Origin of the sequence: Litoreibacter halocynthiae (genome assembly GCF_004365635.1) — a bacterium.
GTDB lineage: Bacteria > Pseudomonadota > Alphaproteobacteria > Rhodobacterales > Rhodobacteraceae > Litoreibacter > Litoreibacter halocynthiae.
On record NZ_SOBH01000001.1, the window covers coordinates 838016 to 856661 of the forward strand.

General features: G+C 57.9%; 5 protein-coding genes. 4 read left to right on the plus strand and 1 reads right to left on the minus strand.

Features of this window, described 5'->3' with window-relative positions; all coding sequences use genetic code 11:
• The first annotated feature begins 30 nt into the window (after positions 1-30).
• The gene (gene ndk, locus BDE40_RS04180) at positions 31-453 is read left to right on the plus strand and encodes a nucleoside-diphosphate kinase (RefSeq protein WP_073141126.1); all 423 of its coding nucleotides are present in this window, start codon (positions 31-33) and stop codon (positions 451-453) included.
• Between the two features lie 66 nt (positions 454-519).
• Here the strand turns inward: ndk and BDE40_RS04185 are convergent, their stop codons facing one another.
• Positions 520-849, minus strand: coding sequence for a TfoX/Sxy family DNA transformation protein (locus BDE40_RS04185; protein ID WP_134013106.1), 330 nt, complete (start codon positions 847-849; stop codon positions 520-522).
• A 557-nt stretch (positions 850-1406) separates the two neighbouring features.
• On the opposite strand from BDE40_RS04185, the gene BDE40_RS04190 reads away from it, so the two are divergent.
• The 3 genes from BDE40_RS04190 (at position 1407) to BDE40_RS04200 (ending at position 18614) form a co-directional block, all read left to right on the plus strand.
• Positions 1407-13991, plus strand: a complete 12585-nt coding sequence (locus BDE40_RS04190; RefSeq protein WP_162848023.1) for a DUF7507 domain-containing protein — start codon at positions 1407-1409, stop codon at positions 13989-13991.
• A gap of 12 nt (positions 13992-14003) precedes the next feature.
• Positions 14004-17561 carry an LPS-assembly protein LptD gene (locus BDE40_RS04195; RefSeq protein WP_134013110.1) on the plus strand — a complete coding sequence of 1186 codons (3558 nt, stop codon included), beginning with the start codon at positions 14004-14006 and terminating at the stop codon, positions 17559-17561.
• A 63-nt stretch (positions 17562-17624) separates the two neighbouring features.
• Positions 17625-18614 carry an MBL fold metallo-hydrolase gene (locus tag BDE40_RS04200; protein ID WP_134013112.1) on the plus strand — a complete coding sequence of 330 codons (990 nt, stop codon included), beginning with the start codon at positions 17625-17627 and terminating at the stop codon, positions 18612-18614.
• Positions 18615-18646 lie beyond the last annotated feature (32 nt).

Below are 18646 nucleotides of genomic sequence, written 5' to 3' on the forward strand. Positions count from 1 at the left end.
TCAAATTCACTCTTGGTAAGGACCCGCATCATGGCTATCCAACGCACATTCTCGATCATCAAACCAGACGCCACCAAACGCAACCTGACTGGCAAAATCGCTGCCAAGTTCGAAGAGGCCGGTCTTCGCATTGTTGCTTCCAAGCGCATTCAGCTGACGCTGGCCCAAGCGCAGCAGTTTTACGGTGTCCACTCCGAGCGCCCGTTCTTTGGTGAGCTGTGTGAGTTCATGATCTCCGAGCCGATTGTTGTTCAGGTTCTGGAAGGCGAAGACGCCATCGCGAAAAACCGCGAAGTTATGGGTGCAACCAACCCTGCGGACGCAGCAGACGGTACCATCCGCAAAGAGTTCGCGCTGTCCATCGGTGAAAACTCCGTACACGGTTCCGACGCGCCAGAGACCGCAGCAGAAGAAATCGCGTTCTTCTTCTCCGGCCTAGAGCTGGTTGGCTAAGACTTCGGCTACAGAAATTTGGGGAAGGGCCGCGCAACTTCAGGTTGTGCGGCCTTTTTCTTTGCACTAGCGGTGCAGGCCGACGCCAATCGCATCAAGGTCAGCTTCTAACGCACTGATATTTTTGTTGAAGTGTTTGGCTTTCAACGCATCAAACTTAACGCGCAGCGCAACTTTTTCCGCACCTTTGCAATCGTTCCATGGTCTACCCTGAAGGGCCATCACCAAGGCGTAAAAGCCGATGAAGTGGGGGCGGTCGCCATTTTCCAAAAGCTTGGCGTAAGCCGCATCGGCTCCAAGGGCACGCAATGCCTCGGCTGACTGAATGCCTACTCGGGCCAAGCTGGCCTCGTAGGCGGGGCCAAGGTTACGGATAGAGGAAACAGGGTCGGTCATAGAACCTGCTTAATCTCATCGGTATCGCAGAGGAAAGGGGCTTTATAAGCTAGCCCAATCCGAAAAGCCGGCGGGCGGCGTTGGTCGCGGAGACTTGGTATCCTGCGGTTGCGGGTTTGGAGTCGGGGCTGGTGCTTCATAGGCCATTTTAGCGGCCTCCTGTTTAATAAAAATACTCACTAAAGACGAAGGCACCATAGCACTTTGACGCGTAGGTGTCAAAAATGAGGCGGAAATGTGACGGGGAGTTTGGGCAACAGCGCAAGAATCACCGCTGGCGAGTTTTCCTTGCGAGCCGCAACATATTGACGAATTCCACAAGATATTCCCACATTTTGCAAATTTGCCGCGGGTTTTCCCCCCTTTCAAGCCCTTTTAGCGATTGAGGATCGCGTGTACTTTTGCGAGACTGATTCAAGCTGTTTCAACTAAAGGCAGCCGAGGCGGGTCGAATTATCCCAAGAACACGCGAGCAGGGCAAACCTTGTCGCAAACTCTCATTTTAGATGCGCGTGCTCTTGCGAGTTCGCGCAGTGTTTCGAGACGGGGACAATTGCATGAAGATCTGGACCTCCCGCGATATTGCGGCACCAATTCTGATCTTACTATCGGTTATTTGGATGGGGCTCGGATTGGTTGCCACCTCCGCACAGGCCACGACCTTCACGTCCACTGTCCCTGGAACGTCAATCACATTGCCTACAGAATACCCTGAGGCAGGGGGCGTTGCCATCGTCATGATTGGCCTGAACGGTAACATATATTACCAGTTCTCCGACCCCGCCAACGCGTTTGTCGGCTTTAACAACCGTCCCAATCGTCCGGAGTTGGGAGGGAATCCTTTCACCATAAATGATCCGATCCCGCTTGATTGCGGCTTTTCAAGCTGCCGGGACTATTTTGGTGGTGGCCTTGCACGGGTCCATATCCGGTTTTCGGCCTATGACGGGGACACCCAACCGGGTGGCTTTGATGAAAATGACATCACTCTGCGAATAAACGGCTTCGATGTGGGGAGTTGGTCTGGCCTAACGACCGAACGGACCAATGACAACGGCACGCGGTCCTTCGGGTTTAGAACCGGTTTTGGAAACAACACATTTAACACGGGCTGGTTCGCGTCCTCTAACTCCGGCTTAATGGATTCGTTGCTGGACACAGGGCCTACAGGTCAGACCACAATTCAGGTTTTTGACGACGACCCGAACGACAACTATTGGGATTTCCAGCGCGGCCCAAGCTTGCAGAACTCGAACATCCAAACGGTTGCCCCGGGTATGACAATCGAGAAGTCTGCCAACCCGACCACCTATAACGACGTCGGGGACGAGATTGACTACACTTTTGTCCTGAGAAATATCGGTTCCGTTCCAATCCGCAATGTAGGCGTAACTGACGACAGGATCAGCGCGCAGGGTGGAAGCGTCACCTGCGATGACCAAGTCATTTTAGACAGCCCGTCCGGTGCTGCCCAACCGTTTCAAACGATTTGTCGCGCAACTTACACTGTTACGCAGGCCGACATCGAGGCCGAGCAGGTCACCAACGTAGCAACCACCCAAGGTACCCCGGATTTTGGTGTGTTGGGTGCAGTTACGGATACCGAGACGGTCACCGGCCCACCTGCAATTCCTGCAATAACCCTCGAGAAATCAACGACAAGTGCAGCGTTCGGTGCGGCCAATACAACTGTGCCCTATGAATTCAGGGTCGAGAATACCGGCAACGTCACGCTGACGGACATCACGGTCACGGACCCGAACATCCCCGGCCTGTCTTGCACCTTTGCAACAATGTTGCCGGATGCTGTCGAAACCTGCGCGGGAACTTATACGGTATTGCAAACTGACGTGGACAGTTTTGCCGCGGGGACGCTGCTTCGCAACGACGCCGAGGTCACCGCAGACGCGGCGACTGGCGGGGTCGTACAGGATACGGACTTTGTGGAATTAAGCGGACCGGCCGCAGCACCCGCTTTGACCATCGTCAAGCGTGCCTTGACCGGGACGTATGATAGCGTCGGCGATGTCGTCCAATACGCCTTCGATGTAACGAATACCGGAAATATCACCTTCCCTGCGCCGCCATCCGTGACCGACAGCCTGGGAATTCCCGTGACATGTCCCGCAGGCGCCATGGCGCCAGGACGGCAGATCACCTGCACAGCAGAAATTTCCGTGACGCAACCTCATATCGATGACGGTCAGATCGACAATACCGCCACCGCGGAAATTTCGATTGCGGGTGTTAACCTGTCTGAGAGTGACAGCGCGATGGTGACGGCCACGCGCTCGACAGGTCTGACACTGACCAAGCGTTTGGCGTCCACCAGCCCGACAAGCTTTGCGGCAGACGCGATAACGCTCAGCTACGAATATGTTTTGCGGAATACCGGGAATGTCACGCTAGAGGCCGTCGGCGTCATTGATGACAAAACGACTGTGAGCTGCCCCGCATCCGAAATCGCACCGATGTCCCAGATCGTCTGTACCGCAGACTACATCACCTTGCAGATGGATGTGAACGATGGTGGCGTAACAAACACCGCGACGGCATCCGCCACCCCGCGTGGCGAGACTGTCGCGATCGAAAGCGTGGAGCAAGAGCTGACGGTGCCAGCCGTTCAAACACCATCTTTGGCACTGGCAAAAAGCGCCGGCGCGCCAGCCCCCAGCTTTAGCCTTGGCGCGACGATCACCTACACATTCGATGTGACGAACGACGGCAATGTAGACAATCCGGGTCCGATCACCATCACTGACAGCAAACTTGGCGCACCATTCGAGTGCTTCGTAGGGCCTTTGCTTGCAGGGACAATGCAAAGCTGTACGCGCGACTACACACTGACTACGGCTGATCTGCAGTCCGGCTTGGTCGTAAACTCTGCGACCGCAAGTGGCGGTGGTGTAACGTCGCCCAGCGATGGCGCAACGGTGTCCAACAGCGAAACGCCCGAAGTGACGCTGACCAAGACGGCATCGCCTTCGCCTATTCCCGCTGGCGTGACCTCCGTTACATATACGTTCAACGTTCAAAATACGGGTACGGCGCAATTATTGCTGTCGACCAACCCGATCACGGTAAATGACCCCAATGTCGGAGCGGTCGATTGCTCGGCGCAGCCGGCAACACTCGATGCGCCGACACTCCTTGCGGCAGGGGAGTCTTTCGACTGCACTGCGAGCTACACCTTAACGCAGGCCGAGATCGACGCGGGCGAGGTCGTGAACACGGCGTCCGCATCCTTCCCGTTCAACGACGGCTCCGGCGTGCAGACGATTACGTCCGACACCGCAACAGCGACGACACCGATTGCGGAGAACTTGCAGTTCACCTTTGCCAAGACCGGACCCGCGAGCTTCACCACTGTGAACGAGGTGTTGAGCTACAGCTTTGACATCGTGAATACCGGCAATGTCACGATGACGTCCTTCGTGCTGACCGATGATCTGATCAGCAACGCAAGCTGTCCTGTGAGCAGCTTGGCACCGTCTGCGTCCACCACCTGTACCGGCAGCTACACAGTCACCCAAGCGGACGTTGACGCGGGAACTGTTCTCAACAATGCCAGCGTGACCGGCCTTTCCGCTTCGGGCAGCCAGGACACGCAAACCGATAGCTCCACTGCGACGCGTGCGGTCCAACCTACCGACCGCGTGTTGAGCGTCGACAAAACTGCCAACCGTTTGGACTTCACCACGGTCGGCCAACAGCTGATCTATGCAATCGAGGTGACCAATGACGGGTTGCAAACCCTGACGAACCTGACTGTCACGGACGTTCTTGATGCGGCCTATAGCTGTAACATTCCGACCCTCGCCCCGGGCGCGTCCAGTAGCAGTTGCACTTTCTCGCATGTTGTCACGCAAGACGACATCGACGCCGGGGAAGTGGTCAACCTTGCGACCGCGTCGGGTTCTGGTGTCGCGCCGCAAACCTCTGGTTTGACCATTCCGGGGCCCACCCGAAACGCGAGTTTCACGGCCGTAAAAGACGCGCTGTCCGGCTATACTGTTGACGGCGATTCAATCACCTATCGCTTCACCGTGACCAACAATGGCAACGTGCGCATCAACGGTGTTCAGGTCTCTGATCGTGGTCAGCTGTGCACGACGGTCGGAACGCTTGAGCCGGGTGAAGTTGACAATTCGTGCCAGTTTACCTTCCCTGTCACGCAGGCCGATGTGGATGCTGGCGGTGTCGTAAACACCGCGACTGTCACGGGTACAGGTGCGGACGGGACGCCTCTAACTGAGACCCCTCAGGAAACTGTCACAGGCCCGCTCGAAGCCCCTGCATTGACCGTCACAAAAGTCGAAGATGACACCAGCGGCGATTTCGGCCTGCCACTCAGCTCCGAGAGCTACACCATTACCGTCACCAATAGCGGCAATGTCACGCTGAACAATATCTCGGTCACCGATGCGCTGATCGGGCTGGATTGTATCGTGCCGACCTTGGCACCTTCCGCCACTGCGACCAGTTGTGACCCCGTCGGTGGTGGGGCATCCGTTCCGATGACGGGCAGCTACACGATTACACAAGCGGATGTCGATCGCGGATCGTTGAGCAACACCGCAAGCGCATCCGGTACAACGATCAATGGTACGACCGTTGGTGATAGTGCAACCGTCGAGCTGGACAGTCCGGCACAAACCCGCTCGTTGGGTGTTGTGAAGACAAGCGACCTGACTGGCAACTTCGACACGCTTGGTCAGGTGATCACCTACAGCTACGATGTGACAAACACCGGCAATACGACCCTGCCGAATGCAATCACCGTCACGGATGACCGAATCTCTTCGGTCACTTGTGATGCACTTCCTGCGGGTGGCCTACCACCAATGGGGGTTGTCACCTGCACGGGAACCTATGCAATCACACAACCTGATATTGATGCAGGGTCCGTGACCAACACTGCGAGCGCCACGACAACGACAACGGCGGGCTCGATCACGTCGCCGGACGCTGTGCTCACACTGAACGCCGACCAAAACTTCGCCATGACCTTGGACAAGCGCTTGAAAAGCACGTCAGCTGTCAGCTTCTCCGCAGCGGCCGAGCCGCTTATTTATGAATATGTCGTGACCAATAGCGGGAACACGACGATCACTGACGACATAAAAATCGACGACGACCGCTTCGGCACGGATTTGGTTTGTACGGCTGTCGATTTGGCCCCAACAGCGCAAATCATCTGCGAGCAGCCCTACAGCACGACCCAAGGCGACGTGAATGATGGCGAAGTGACCAACACCGCCACCGCCTACACAGGGCCTAACCTTGGGGCCGCAACGCTCAGCTCCAACAGCGACAGCGTGACTGTACCAGCCTTGCAAAACCCGCTTCTGGTTGTTGAAAAGAACTTTGTTTCGGCCTCGGGCCTGCCGGTTTCAAACCCGGGATTCTTCGAGGGGCAGGAACTCACTTATAACTTCGTGGTCACAAATAGCGGTAATGTCTCGATCACCGTTGATCCTGCGACGGTCATCAGTGACCCAAAGATCGGCCCGTTCACCTGCACCGGAATACCAACGATACTGGAGCCATCTGACACCTATACCTGCACAGGTCCGGCGTCGCCTTACACCGTCACGGCAAACGACATCCTTCTTGGGTCCGCTGTCAATGTGGCGACCGCAACGGGTACACTGCCTGACGCCAGTCAAATCCTATCTGCGCCGAACAGTGCAATCTATCCATTGAATGCAGAACCTGCTGTCTCCGTGCTCAAGCGCACCGAACCTGCAACAGGTGTCACTTTCGCAGCGGTGAATGACGAGATTGATTATGTCTATGAGGTGACCAACACAGGCAATACTGGATTGCCATCCCCCGGGACCGTGACGGATGACAAATTCCCGGGTGAAACCATCACCTGCGTTGACCCGTCGGGAGGCACTTTCGCGCGCATAATCGACGAGCCGACGGAAATCGCAATCTGTACCAGAACCTACACCGTGACGCAGGAAGACCTTGATCGGGGGAGTGTAACCAACGTCGCCTCTGCGACGACGAGCTTTGCGGGTGATCCGGTGCAGTCCCAACCTGCCACACTTACCGTCAGCGGTGATGTTGAGGCTCTGGTTGCGCTAACCAAAGAAGTGTCACCCACCACGCCAGCGTCCGCAGGCGATATATTGACCTACACGCTGACCGCAACGGCCTCGGGCAACCAAACCATTTTGGGTGCAAGCATTTCCGACCCGTTGCTGCCATCTCTCAGCTGCCTGCAATCTGGTGCGAGTGTTACCAGTGCAGACCTTGACCCGAACGGCGATCCGCTGATTTGTACGGGCACGCTGACAGTCACTCAGGCGATGGTCGATGATCAGGAAGTCCGCAACACCGCGAATGTGCGCGGAGCTGCCCCCGACGGGACGATCGTTTCAACCGATACCGAAAACGTTTTGGGAGTCGATGCACCGAACGACGAGCTAACTGTTACGAAACGTATCAACCCGGAGCCGATCAGCGGAACCGACCCAGCCTATACCCAACCGGGTCAAGTGGTCACATTCATCGTTGAGGTTGAAAACACGGGCAACATCACGGTCGACAACATCAATGTCACCGACGACCTGATCGCAGGGACCTGCAATGTCGGCACGCTGGCACCTGGGGATAGAAACGACAGCTGTGTGTTCACCCTTACGGTGATGCAAGACGAGGTTGATGCCGGTTCGTTCACCAACGAGGCGACGGCATCGGGCACACCACGCGCGGGAGCCGGTCCGACGGTCGGGATCGACGATGTATTGGTTCTCGGCCCGCCCGCAGAGCCTGCAATTGCGTTTAACAAAGAAGCCAATGTGACCGACTTCTCGGCGGCAGGTGACGTGATCACCTATACGTTTACGGTCGCCAACGCGGGCAACGTGACGCTGTTCGCGCAGCCTTTTGTGACTGACGCCGCTATTCAGCCCGGCCCCTTCGCCTGTGGTACAATTCCGGCAGGTGGCCTTGCGCCGCAGGAGTTTGTTTCGTGCACGCGGGATTATCCCGTCACGCAAGCCGACGTGGACGCGGGAACGATTACGAACAACGCAAGTGCCACCAGTGCTGAAGCCCCGACGCCGGAAGTCGCAAGCGTTACAACCACTGGTACGCGCACTCCGGGTGTGAGCCTGACAAAAACACCGTCGATTACAGCGGATGCACAAATCGGTAACATAATCGAGTACACCTATCGTGTTAGTAACACAGGCAACGTGACCCTTGATGCGGTGACGATGGCGGACACGCATACCAGCGCCACGACCACAGCGCCCCTGAGCATCGCGGGCGACGTGCAAGTCGTTGATGCGGGTGTTGCCAACGACTCGACCGATGCGGGGGCTAACGGGATTTGGGATAGCCTCGCACCTGGTGATGCGGTTGAATTCAGTGCCGAATATACTGTCACGCAAGCCGATATCGACGCGAGGCAGGTGTTGTCCAATACCGCAAGCGTCAGCACATCCAGCCCCGCCGGGACAACCCCGCCAAGTGACAGCGTAACGGTCAATGTGCCGGTCGAAGTGTCGAACCCGGGTATTGCCGTTGAAAAGACAGTGACGGGAAGCACCGGCAGTGCCGCTGATGACGTCGTGAGTTTCGAGATCGTTGTTCGCAACACTGGTAATGTAACGCTCGCAACACCGGTTCTCGACGACGATCTGACCCGAAACGGGGGCGCAGTTCTCGCTTTGACCACGGGGCCAACTCTCGCGTCCGGGAATGCCGCACCATTGGCAACTCTCGATGTGGGTGAAGTCTGGACCTATCAGGCAAGCTACACCCTGACCCAAGCCGATGTGGATGCCGGAGGGATCGACAACACGGTGCTTGTCACGACCACGTCACCGGACGGAACGCCCGTTTCAGACCGGTCTGGCAACGGGTTGCCCGGGGGCGAAGACAGCCCGACGCCGTTCGACATTGTTGTTGATCCACAAATCTCGTCGTTGAAAACCATTACCTCCAGCACGATCGCCGTGGATGAGGTGGTGACGTTCCAGATCACAGTTACAAACGACGGCAATGTCACCCTGAACAGTGTCAGTGTTGACGATACGCTGACGCGTGTGGATGGAACCGTTCTGGCACTCGACGCGCCGGTGGCTTTCGCGGGGGCTGGCAATGGGTCACCTCAGGGAACGCTTCTGCCGGGCGAGATCGCGACCTACACCGCGCAATACACTTTGACCCAAGCTGACATCGACGCGGGTGGTATTTCGAACACCGCGGAGGTCAGCGGCACGCCCCTAAGCGGTGTTCCCGTAACGGATACATCCGATGACGGGGATACCGGAGCAGGGGATACCGGCGACGATCCGACGGTTTTGGACATTCCCGAAGACCGCGCGATTGAGCTGGTTAAAAGACTCGTGGATGGCGAACCTGCGAATTTCACCGAGGATGGCGCCATCCTGCGATATGAATTCGTGGTGACCAACGCGTCCAACGTAACGCTGACCGACGCGATTACGATCACCGACCCCCTGATCACCGATGCAGGGGGTACGATCACCTGTCCTGCGCCACCAGTTGCTCCGGGTGAAAGCATCAGTTGTTTCGGGGACTATGAGGTTCTGCAATCTGACGTGGATGCCGGAGGTGTCGACAACGCAGCCACCGCAACCAGTGGTGCCACAACCAGTCCCGAAGCGACGTTGACAGTGCCTTCTGTGCAGAGCCCGGCGATGGAGCTTTTGAAAGAAGCCGAGGAAGTTCTGGCAACCGACTTCTTCACGGGTCCCGAGATTTCCTACACCTACACAGTGACCAACACCGGCAACGTGACAATTTTTGATCCGATTGCGGTCGAGGATAACCTGATTGATACGGTGGTTTGCCCGACACCTTTCCCAACGGAAGGGATCGCTCCGGACGGAACCTATGTCTGTACGGCCACCTATACGGTAACGGCCACTGATGTAGATCTTGGACAGGTCACCAACACCGCAAATGCAACCGACGGCACCACACCCAGCCCGACCGTCACGGAAACCATCCCTGATGCAGCGACCCCCTTGCTGGAGATCACTAAGACCGCCGAAGCAGGTGCGACTTTTGCGGAGGTGGGTGACGAGATCACCTACACATTCGAAGTTCTCAATGCGGGGACGCGAACCTTTGCCTCCGTGGTGACGGTCTATGACAACCGTCTTGGCGAAATCATCTGCTTCGATCCCGCTGCAGATCCGACAAACGACCCCGATTTTCGCGCTGGTGAAGTGCTGACTTGCACGGGCACTGATCAAGTGACGCAAGAGGACTTGGACGCGGGTGAAGTGACCAACGAGGCCTATGCACAAACGCTGTTCGGGGCGGGTGATACTCCGGTCAGTTCAACACCGGTTGACGTGACCGTGGCGGCGGATCTAACGCCGGAGCTGACGTTCTCCAAAGTGTCGAGCCCGAACCCTGCGGGCGCTGTCGGCACGGATATTACCTATTCGTTTACTGCGACCAATACAGGTAACCAGACCCTTAACACGGTCAGCGTCAGCGATCCCTTCTTCCCGACGCTTGTCTGCTCCACGCCGGAATTGTTGCGCGGGGACAGCCTGACCTGCACCGCGACATATGAAATTACGCAAGACGACATTGATGCAGGCGAAGTGCAGAACACGGCGACGGCCACGGCACAGACACCGCAAGGTGGCGAGCTGGAAGAGACCAGCGCAGAGACGACAACCATGCCGACTGCCAATCCGCTTATGTCGGTGGTCAAGCGCCCCAGCGTGTCGCCCTTCGGCCCTGTGGGCAGTTCTGTGACCTACACGTTTGACGTGACCAATGACGGCAACGTGACGCTGTTCAATGTTGCGGTCGATGACAGCTTGGATAGCGGGCCTGCGTGTGAGATCGCGCGGCTGAATGTCGGGGCAACGGATAGCAGTTGTGCGTTCACGCTTGAAGTAGATCAGGCGCTGGTCGATGCGGGCAGCTTGACCAACACAGTTGACGTCACCGCTGCAGATCAGTTGGGCAACCCGGTAGATGCCACGGCGACGATTATCACGACTGGCCCGACCCAAGCGCCGTCACTTGAGGCCACAAAGGTGGTCAGCTTTAGCGGCGTCGCCGTCGGCGATTTGGCCAGCTATACTTTGCAGGTAGAGAACACAGGAAACGTCACCCTTGATAATGTGAACGTGACCGACACGATGACGCGAAACCTGAACGGGCGCAGTGTTGCGCTGGACAGCCCGTTTGCACTGGTCGCGTCAAGCGATGCGGATGGCGATGGCCGGCTCGATGTGGGCGAGACTTGGGTCTACACCGCGACCTTCACGCTGACCCAAGCGGATTTGAACGCTCAGGGTGTGTCGAACACGGTGGTGGTCGATGCCATAGGACCGGATACCACACCGGTGAGTGACACATCGGATAACGGCAATGATGGTGACGGCAACTTGACCGACGATCCGACCGTGGTTTCGATCACGTCGGACCCGCGCCTTGTGGTGACCAAAGAGGTCGTATCGGCAGGCTCCATTGCAGGCGAGCAAGTTGTCTTCCGCATCACTGCGGCCAACACTGGCAATGTCGATATTGATGGTGTCACGATTGACGACCAACTGACACGAAACGGTGGTGGTGCGCTGGCGCTGACCACGGGGCCAACTCCAGTCGGCGATGCTAGCTTTATCGGTGCCGGTGAGCAGGTCATCTGGGATGCAACCTACACGCTGCTGCAAGAGGATATCGATGCGGGTGGCGTTGCCAACTCTGCGACCGTTTCGGGCACAGGTCCTGATGGTAGCGCAGTGAGCGACCTGTCAGCCGACGGGGACCCATTCGATGGCAATGTGGAAAATGACCCGACCGTTGTGACCATTCCGGCGGCGCCAGCCTTGGACGTGCTAAAACGTGTGGTTTCGGCGGATGAGCCGTTTGATGGTGGCCGCGTCGAGTTCGCGGTTGAAGTCGCCAATACCGGCAACGTTACCCTGAGCAGCGTTGCCTTGATCGAGAACTTGCGTCGGCTGGATGGCGCGGCGCTGACGCCGACCAGCGTCAGCTTTGATAGCGCTTCAGAAGGGTCGGGCGAAGGAACGCTGAATCCGGGTGAAACAGCGACGTACACTGTGAGCTACATCCTGACCCAAGACGATGTCGATGCGGGCGGGGTCAGCAACTCGGTAACGGCAACCGCGACAACACCACTCGGTGGCCCGCTTTCTGATGTGTCCCGCGATGACGACCCCTCGGATGGCAATGATGAGGACGATCCGACGATCGCGACGATCGAAGCCGCTCCGGCGAATACCTTCGTCAAAACGGCGTCGCAACCCGTGCCGCTCTTCCCGATGATCTATCAGGTGACGTTCACTCTGACGGTCGAGAATACCGGCAATGTGACGCAAGAGGGCTACCAGATTGCGGATGATCTAAGCGCTTTTGAAGGCTCGGCGGAAGTGTTGCGGGATGCACCGTTCGGGCTGTCGGTTCGCACCAGCGGCTTTACCGACGCGGCGGTCAATCCGTCCTTTGACGGGGCAGGCGACACCGCGACGTTGAGCGGGAATCCGACCCTTGCGCCGGGCGAAACCGGAACGGTTGAAATTGATGTGGTCTACAGCACCGAAGGGGCGGGCGTGCCAGCGGACAACGTGGCAAATCTGACCTCCGGTCTTTTGCCAAGCCCGCAAGATGCGACCGCCAGTGTGGCCGTGACGGACAGTGACGGGGACGGGGTGCCAGACTCCCTAGAATCAGCGACAGCGGACCGTGACGGGGACGGCATACCTGACGCAAACGATTACGATCCGACGGGCTATTTCTATTGCGAGGATGACGGGCGCATTCTTGCGGGGGGCTCAATCTCGGTTACGGGGCCATTCGGCACACAAACCGGTGTCGGGACCAGCAACTTCATCACCATCGTGCGGGATGGCAGTGCAGGGGAGTTCCAGTTCTTTGTCACCCGCGCCGGCACCTACACGATCAACCCGACCTATCCGGCGTCCGGTGCCGTGTCGACAAGCCGTTTGGCAAGCCCGACACTCGACGCGACCAGCCTGCTTCCAGCCAATCCGGCCTCTATCGGGTCCTCGGAGTTTGGCGCCACCGACCGACTTGCGGACTTCTCCGCAGGGGCGAACCCGTTCTACCTGACCCTGACCTTCGAGGCGGGTGATCCGTTCATCCTGAACAACAACATCCCGCTGGAAAACTGCGCGGGAACGCCCGATTTGCAGGCAACCAAAGTCGCCGACCGCAATTCGGCTGTGTTCGGCGAGGCGGTGAACTTCACTCTGACCTTCACCAACAATACGCCGACGACAGTGACCAACGCGACACTGGTCGACCTGTTGCCAGCCGGTATGCTCTACACTCCCAACACCGCACGCGTGGATGGGGCCGCGATTGAGCCAACCGTGACAGGCTTGCATCTAGAATGGCCGGGGCAGACCGTGACGCCGGGACAAACCATAAACCTGACGCTTTCGGCGCGGGTGGTGGCGAACGGCTCTTACGGTGATCTGACCAACAGAGGGTTCCTTGCCAACGCCGCTGGTGCGCCGATTTCAAACGTCGCCACGGCTGTCGTGCGGGTCGAGCCGGAGCATGTGTTTGATTGCTCCGACATCATTGGCAAGGTTTTCGATGACAAGAACCAGAACGGCTATCAGGATCAGGGAGAGCCGGGCTTGCCCGGTGTGCGCTTGGCGACTGTGCGTGGCTTGCTGATAACGACCGACGAGCATGGCCGGTATCACGTGCCTTGTGCAGAGCTTCCGAAAGATATCGGCTCCAACTTCACGCTTAAACTCGACACACGGACATTGCCCACAGGCTACCGCGTGACCACGGAAAACCCGCGTGTGATCCGTGTTACGGCTGGTAAGTTCGCCAAGCTGAACTTCGGTGCGTCGCTGTCCAATGTGGTTGATATCGACCTCACCGCTGCGGCGTTCCTTGGCAGCTCGTCCAAGCCATCTGCTGCGTTGGAGAGCGGGGTTGATGGGTTGATTGGTCAGATCAAATCGACACCTTCGGTGCTGCGGCTCAGCTACATTCTGAAAGGTGAAGACCGGAAACTCGCGAATGCGCGACTGAAGGCGGTTGAAAGCCTTGTTCGAGAGCGCTGGAAAGGCTCCGGCAGATACAAGCTCAACATCGAACGCAGCATCAAGCGTGTGCAGTAGGGGAGCGGGATTATGAAAATGAACAATACCTTACGCGCCGTTTTGATTGCCTCTACTTCCATGGTGTGGGGCGGGGCGGTAACTGCTCAAGAAGCGGATTTTGAAACCTCTTGCGCATTGGTCAACGGCGTTCTTCCTGCCAATTGTACGCAAGACAACGCGTCCGAGGTCGTTGTTGTCCCCGCGGGAGAGAACAACGAGCTAGATCGCGGCAACGCTGCGGTTGGCGGGGATGGCTTCCTGATCTCCATCGATGGCAAACCTGTCATTGGTGACAAGCGGGTAGAAGACGAAATCCGCAAAACTGACATCGCGCTGTCCAACGCGGATGTGCAGGTGAAGTTCGACGGATTGGGTGCGGTACCGCGCCTTGACCTCGTCGCCGTCGATCAAACCGAAGCCTTCGAAGCAGGCGATGTTGTCACATTCCGCTCGCGGACAAACTACCCCGCCTACCTGTCGCGCGGCGAGGTGCGCATGGTGGATATCGGCAACGCAGCAGGACCGAAAACCTTGGCCGTGGTGCCGGTGCAACCGAACGGCTCCGTCTCAGTGACCATCCCCGAAGGCCGCGACGTTGTTGCTATCCACAGAGTGTATGACGCGCGCGGGCGCTACAACGAGACCGAACCGCTTTCCCTGCAAGGCAGCGACGACCGTGGACTGTTTGCGCAGGCTGAGGAAGGCACCGACGCCACCCGTGTCCGTGGTATCCCCGTCTCCGGTGGGGCGATCACCGTCTACGGTAAGGGGGTGCGCTCAGGTGCAACTGTCCAAACCTTGGGCGAGAATGTTAAGCCTGATGCGGATGGCAGCTTCGTCGTGCAGCGCATCTTGCCTGCGGGCGAACGCGACGTCGAAGTACGGATCAGCGGCGCGGGAGAGGACATCTACCTGCAACGCTCCGTCGAAATTCCACGCTCCGAGTGGTTTGGCGTGGCGACGGTGGATCTGACCTTTGGATACCGTGAAGATGCGGGCAAGAACGCCGCAGGCGGTGCCGTGGATAAGTATTACGACCGAGGGCGGTTGGCGTTTTACGTGAAAGGCAAAACGCAAAAGGGTTGGAACATCACCGCCAGCGCAGACACGGGCGAAGACGAGTTGAGCGAGATATTCCGCAACCTCGACAAGAAAGACCCGCGCCACCTTCTGCTCCGGCTCGACAGTGAAAAAGCCTATCCCGTTTACGGTGATGACAGTACGATAGTTGAAGACGCGCCGACCTCTGGCAAGTTCTACTTCAAAGCAGAGCGGGAGGGCAATTTCGCCCTGTGGGGGAACTACAAAGGTCAGGTCAACGGATCGCATTTCCTGCGCAACGAACGCACGCTTTACGGCTTCCAAGGACATGTGCAGACACAGGCGACGACGTCCAAAGGCGAGCCTCGGGCAGAGCTTGATCTATATGCCGCGCAGCCAGATACGTTGCCGGGTCGGGATGTGTTCCGTGGCACTGGCGGCTCGGTTTACTTCCTGCAACGCCAAGACCTATCCATTGGCTCTGAAACCATCGCCATCGAAATCCGCGACCCTGACACGGGCCGCGTGACCAGTCGCGAGGTGCTCGTATACGGGCGCGACTATGACATCAACTACTTGCAAGGTGTCATCACGCTGACGCGGCCTTTAACGGGGGCTACGGGCGGTGGCACGGTGATCACTGACCCGCTGGGCGAGAACACAGTCCAGTTGACTGTGAACTATGAATTCACCCCGACCGCAGGAACCATCGATGGCTACGCCTATGGTGGGCGGGCGCAATTCTGGGCAACCGATAATCTGCGGTTCGGCGCGACAGGTCTGGTCGAGCAGACGGACATCGCCGACCAAACGGCATACGGCGCGGACATGCGCTACGAGATTTCCGACACCACATTCCTGGAGCTTGAATATGCCCGCACAGAGGGGCCGGGGTTCGGGTCTAGTTATTCGTCTGATGGTGGCCTGATCGTGACCAACACCAATGCGGTTGGTGGTACGGGTGAGGCCTATATGGCCCGTGGGCAAGTGGATCTGAAAGACCTCAACCCGGATCTGAACGGCCAGCTAGGCGCGTATTACGAAAAGCGTCGGGCAGGGTTCTCGACGCTGGATTACCAGACCACCGTTGATGAGGAACTATGGGGTGTTTACGGCGAGTATGCACCAACTGAACGGCTGTCTTACCGTCTTTACTATGATGATTTCACCGATGACGCGGGCAAGGTCGCTCGCGAGGGCGGGCTGGAAGTGACCTATAAGGTCAGCAAACGCCTGACCTACGATTTCGGCATCGAGCATATCGACAAGGTGACCCCCGCGGGTGCGGCGGACGAGACAGGCAAGCGCACTGACGTTGCTGTGCGCGCGACGATCACGGTGAACCCGAAGTTGGAATACTCCGTGTTCGGTCAAGCGACGGTTTCTCGCTCTGGCGGGCTGGCACGCAATCACCGTGTTGGTGCAGGCGTGAAATATCAATTCGCACAAAATTGGACCTTTGAGGGCGAAATCTCCGATGGGTCGCGCGGGGTAGGGGCGTTGGCGCTGCTGTCTTATGACAATGGCAAGGATGGCACAGCATATTTCGGATACACCCTTGATCCCGGCCGCAGCTATAACGGCGTGGACCTGAGCGGAAAGGACCGTGGTCAGTTCGTAGTTGGTGGTACCCGCCGCTTGAGCCAAGCGGTCGATGTCTATGCCGAGAATACATATGATCTGTTCGGGCAGCACCGTTCGCTAACCTCGACTTACGGGATCAACTACGCGCGGTCCGAATTCCTGCGCTACTCGGCCTCCGTCGAGGTTGGTCGCGTGGACGATAGTGCGAACGGTGACTTTGATCGCACCGCACTGTCCTTTGGTGTGCGGTATGAAAACCAGACAGGTGTTACAGGCACCGCGCGCTTGGAATACCGACGTGACCGCGGGGTCTATAACAACACCAGTCGTGACGGTGACACGATCGCGCTGGTCTCGACCCTGCGCTACAAAATCGATGAAGAGCAACGGTTGCTGTTCAGTTTCGATGGCAGCTACACCGACACTGACGGCTCTTCGATCCCTGACGGGCGCTATGCGGAGCTGACTTTGGGCTATGCCTATCGTCCCATTGAAAACGACCGGCTGAACGTGCTGCTCAAGTATACCTACCTGCATGACCTCTACGGGCAGGAAGTGGACGGCACCAATGACCCCGGCCCGCGCCAGAAAAGCCATGTGCTGTCCTTGGACGCGTCCTACGATCTGAACCGCAATTGGACCTTGGGCGGCAAGCTGGGTGGCCGCTGGTCGCAAAGCTCTCCGGATGCGACGACGGCGTTTCAGGACAATGATGCGTGGCTGGTCGTGGCGAATGCGCGTTACCACCTGACCCATAAATGGGACGTTCTGGTCGAAGGGCGCGCTTTGCGGGCAGAGCAGGCGGGCGTCACGGAATACGGCATATTGGGCGCCGCGTATCGCCATATCGGGAACAACTACAAGGTGGGTGTCGGGTATAATTTCGGGAAATTCTCGGATGACCTGACGGATTTGACTTATGACGACAAGGGCATGTTTATTAACCTGATCGCGAAGTTCTAGTCAGGGTGCAGCAGTGTCATACTGCCTGAAGATGATCGACTGATCGCGATTGAGAAGGCGCGCATGCCAAAAAACAAATACTATTCCGGTCCGGTGAGTGACCATTTCGACGGTGTACGGTTCCACTCGCCAGGCCAACCTTCTCCCGACCGTTCGCTGCGCGATCTGCTGCGGTGGCAGCGGGAAAGCGGCCGCGCGCGATGGCCAAAGTCTGTTCCGGTGAACCCATCGACGCCACCCGCAACCAGCGAGTTGCCACGCCTTACGATGGTGGGCCATGCAACGGTGCTGATCCAAGTCGCGGGATTGAACATCCTGACAGATCCCGTCTGGTCCGACCGCGCAAGCCCGTTGAGTTTTCTTGGCCCCAAACGCGTCACCGCGCCGGGGATTGATTTTGACGACTTGCCGAAGATTGATGCAGTCCTGCTGAGTCACAACCATTACGATCATCTGGATATTTCTACGCTCAGGCGTCTGGAGGCGCTGCACCGCCCGCTGATGGTGATGCCACTTGGCACCGATGCGACGGTTCGCAAAGGCATTGGAACCGCGCGGATCGCCTGCGAGGACTGGAACAACCGGATTGCCCTGTCACCTGAGGTGTCTGTCTGCCTGACACCCGCCAACCACTGGTCATCGCGCGGGGTGCGAGACCGGCGCATGGCACTATGGAGCGGCTTTTGGATTGACTGCCCCAAAGCTCAGATTTGGTTCGCAGGGGATACAGGCTATGGGGATGGCAAGATTTTCCACGACATTCGCAGCCGACACGGCTCTCCCGATATCGCACTGATCCCGATTGGCGCCTACGAGCCCCGCTGGTTCATGTCGGATCAGCATGTCGCCCCCGAGGAGTCGGTGCGCATTTTCCGCGATGTCGCTGCCAAGCAAGCGCTCGGATTCCACTGGGGGACATTTCAGTTGACCCACGAGGCACGTGAGGCACCAAAAGAACTGTTGCTGAGATGTGTGCTTGAAGCAGGGATAGACCCGACGCAATTTCCTGCGTTTGGACCCGGCGAGGTCTATTCACTGCCGACGGTTCGGTAACCTGAACAAGTTAGAGAGACTGCACTGATGCG

Excerpts from the sequence above, each read along its gene's own strand:
- BDE40_RS04185 (WP_134013106.1), bottom strand. The coding sequence starts at position 849 with ATGACCGACCCTGTTTCCTCTATCCGTAACCTTGGCCCCGCCTACGAG.
- BDE40_RS04190 (WP_162848023.1), top strand. The coding sequence starts at position 1,407 with ATGAAGATCTGGACCTCCCGCGATATTGCGGCACCAATTCTGATCTTA.
- BDE40_RS04195 (WP_134013110.1), top strand. The coding sequence starts at position 14,004 with ATGAAAATGAACAATACCTTACGCGCCGTTTTGATTGCCTCTACTTCC.
- BDE40_RS04200 (WP_134013112.1), top strand. The coding sequence starts at position 17,625 with ATGCCAAAAAACAAATACTATTCCGGTCCGGTGAGTGACCATTTCGAC.
- ndk (WP_073141126.1), top strand. The coding sequence starts at position 31 with ATGGCTATCCAACGCACATTCTCGATCATCAAACCAGACGCCACCAAA.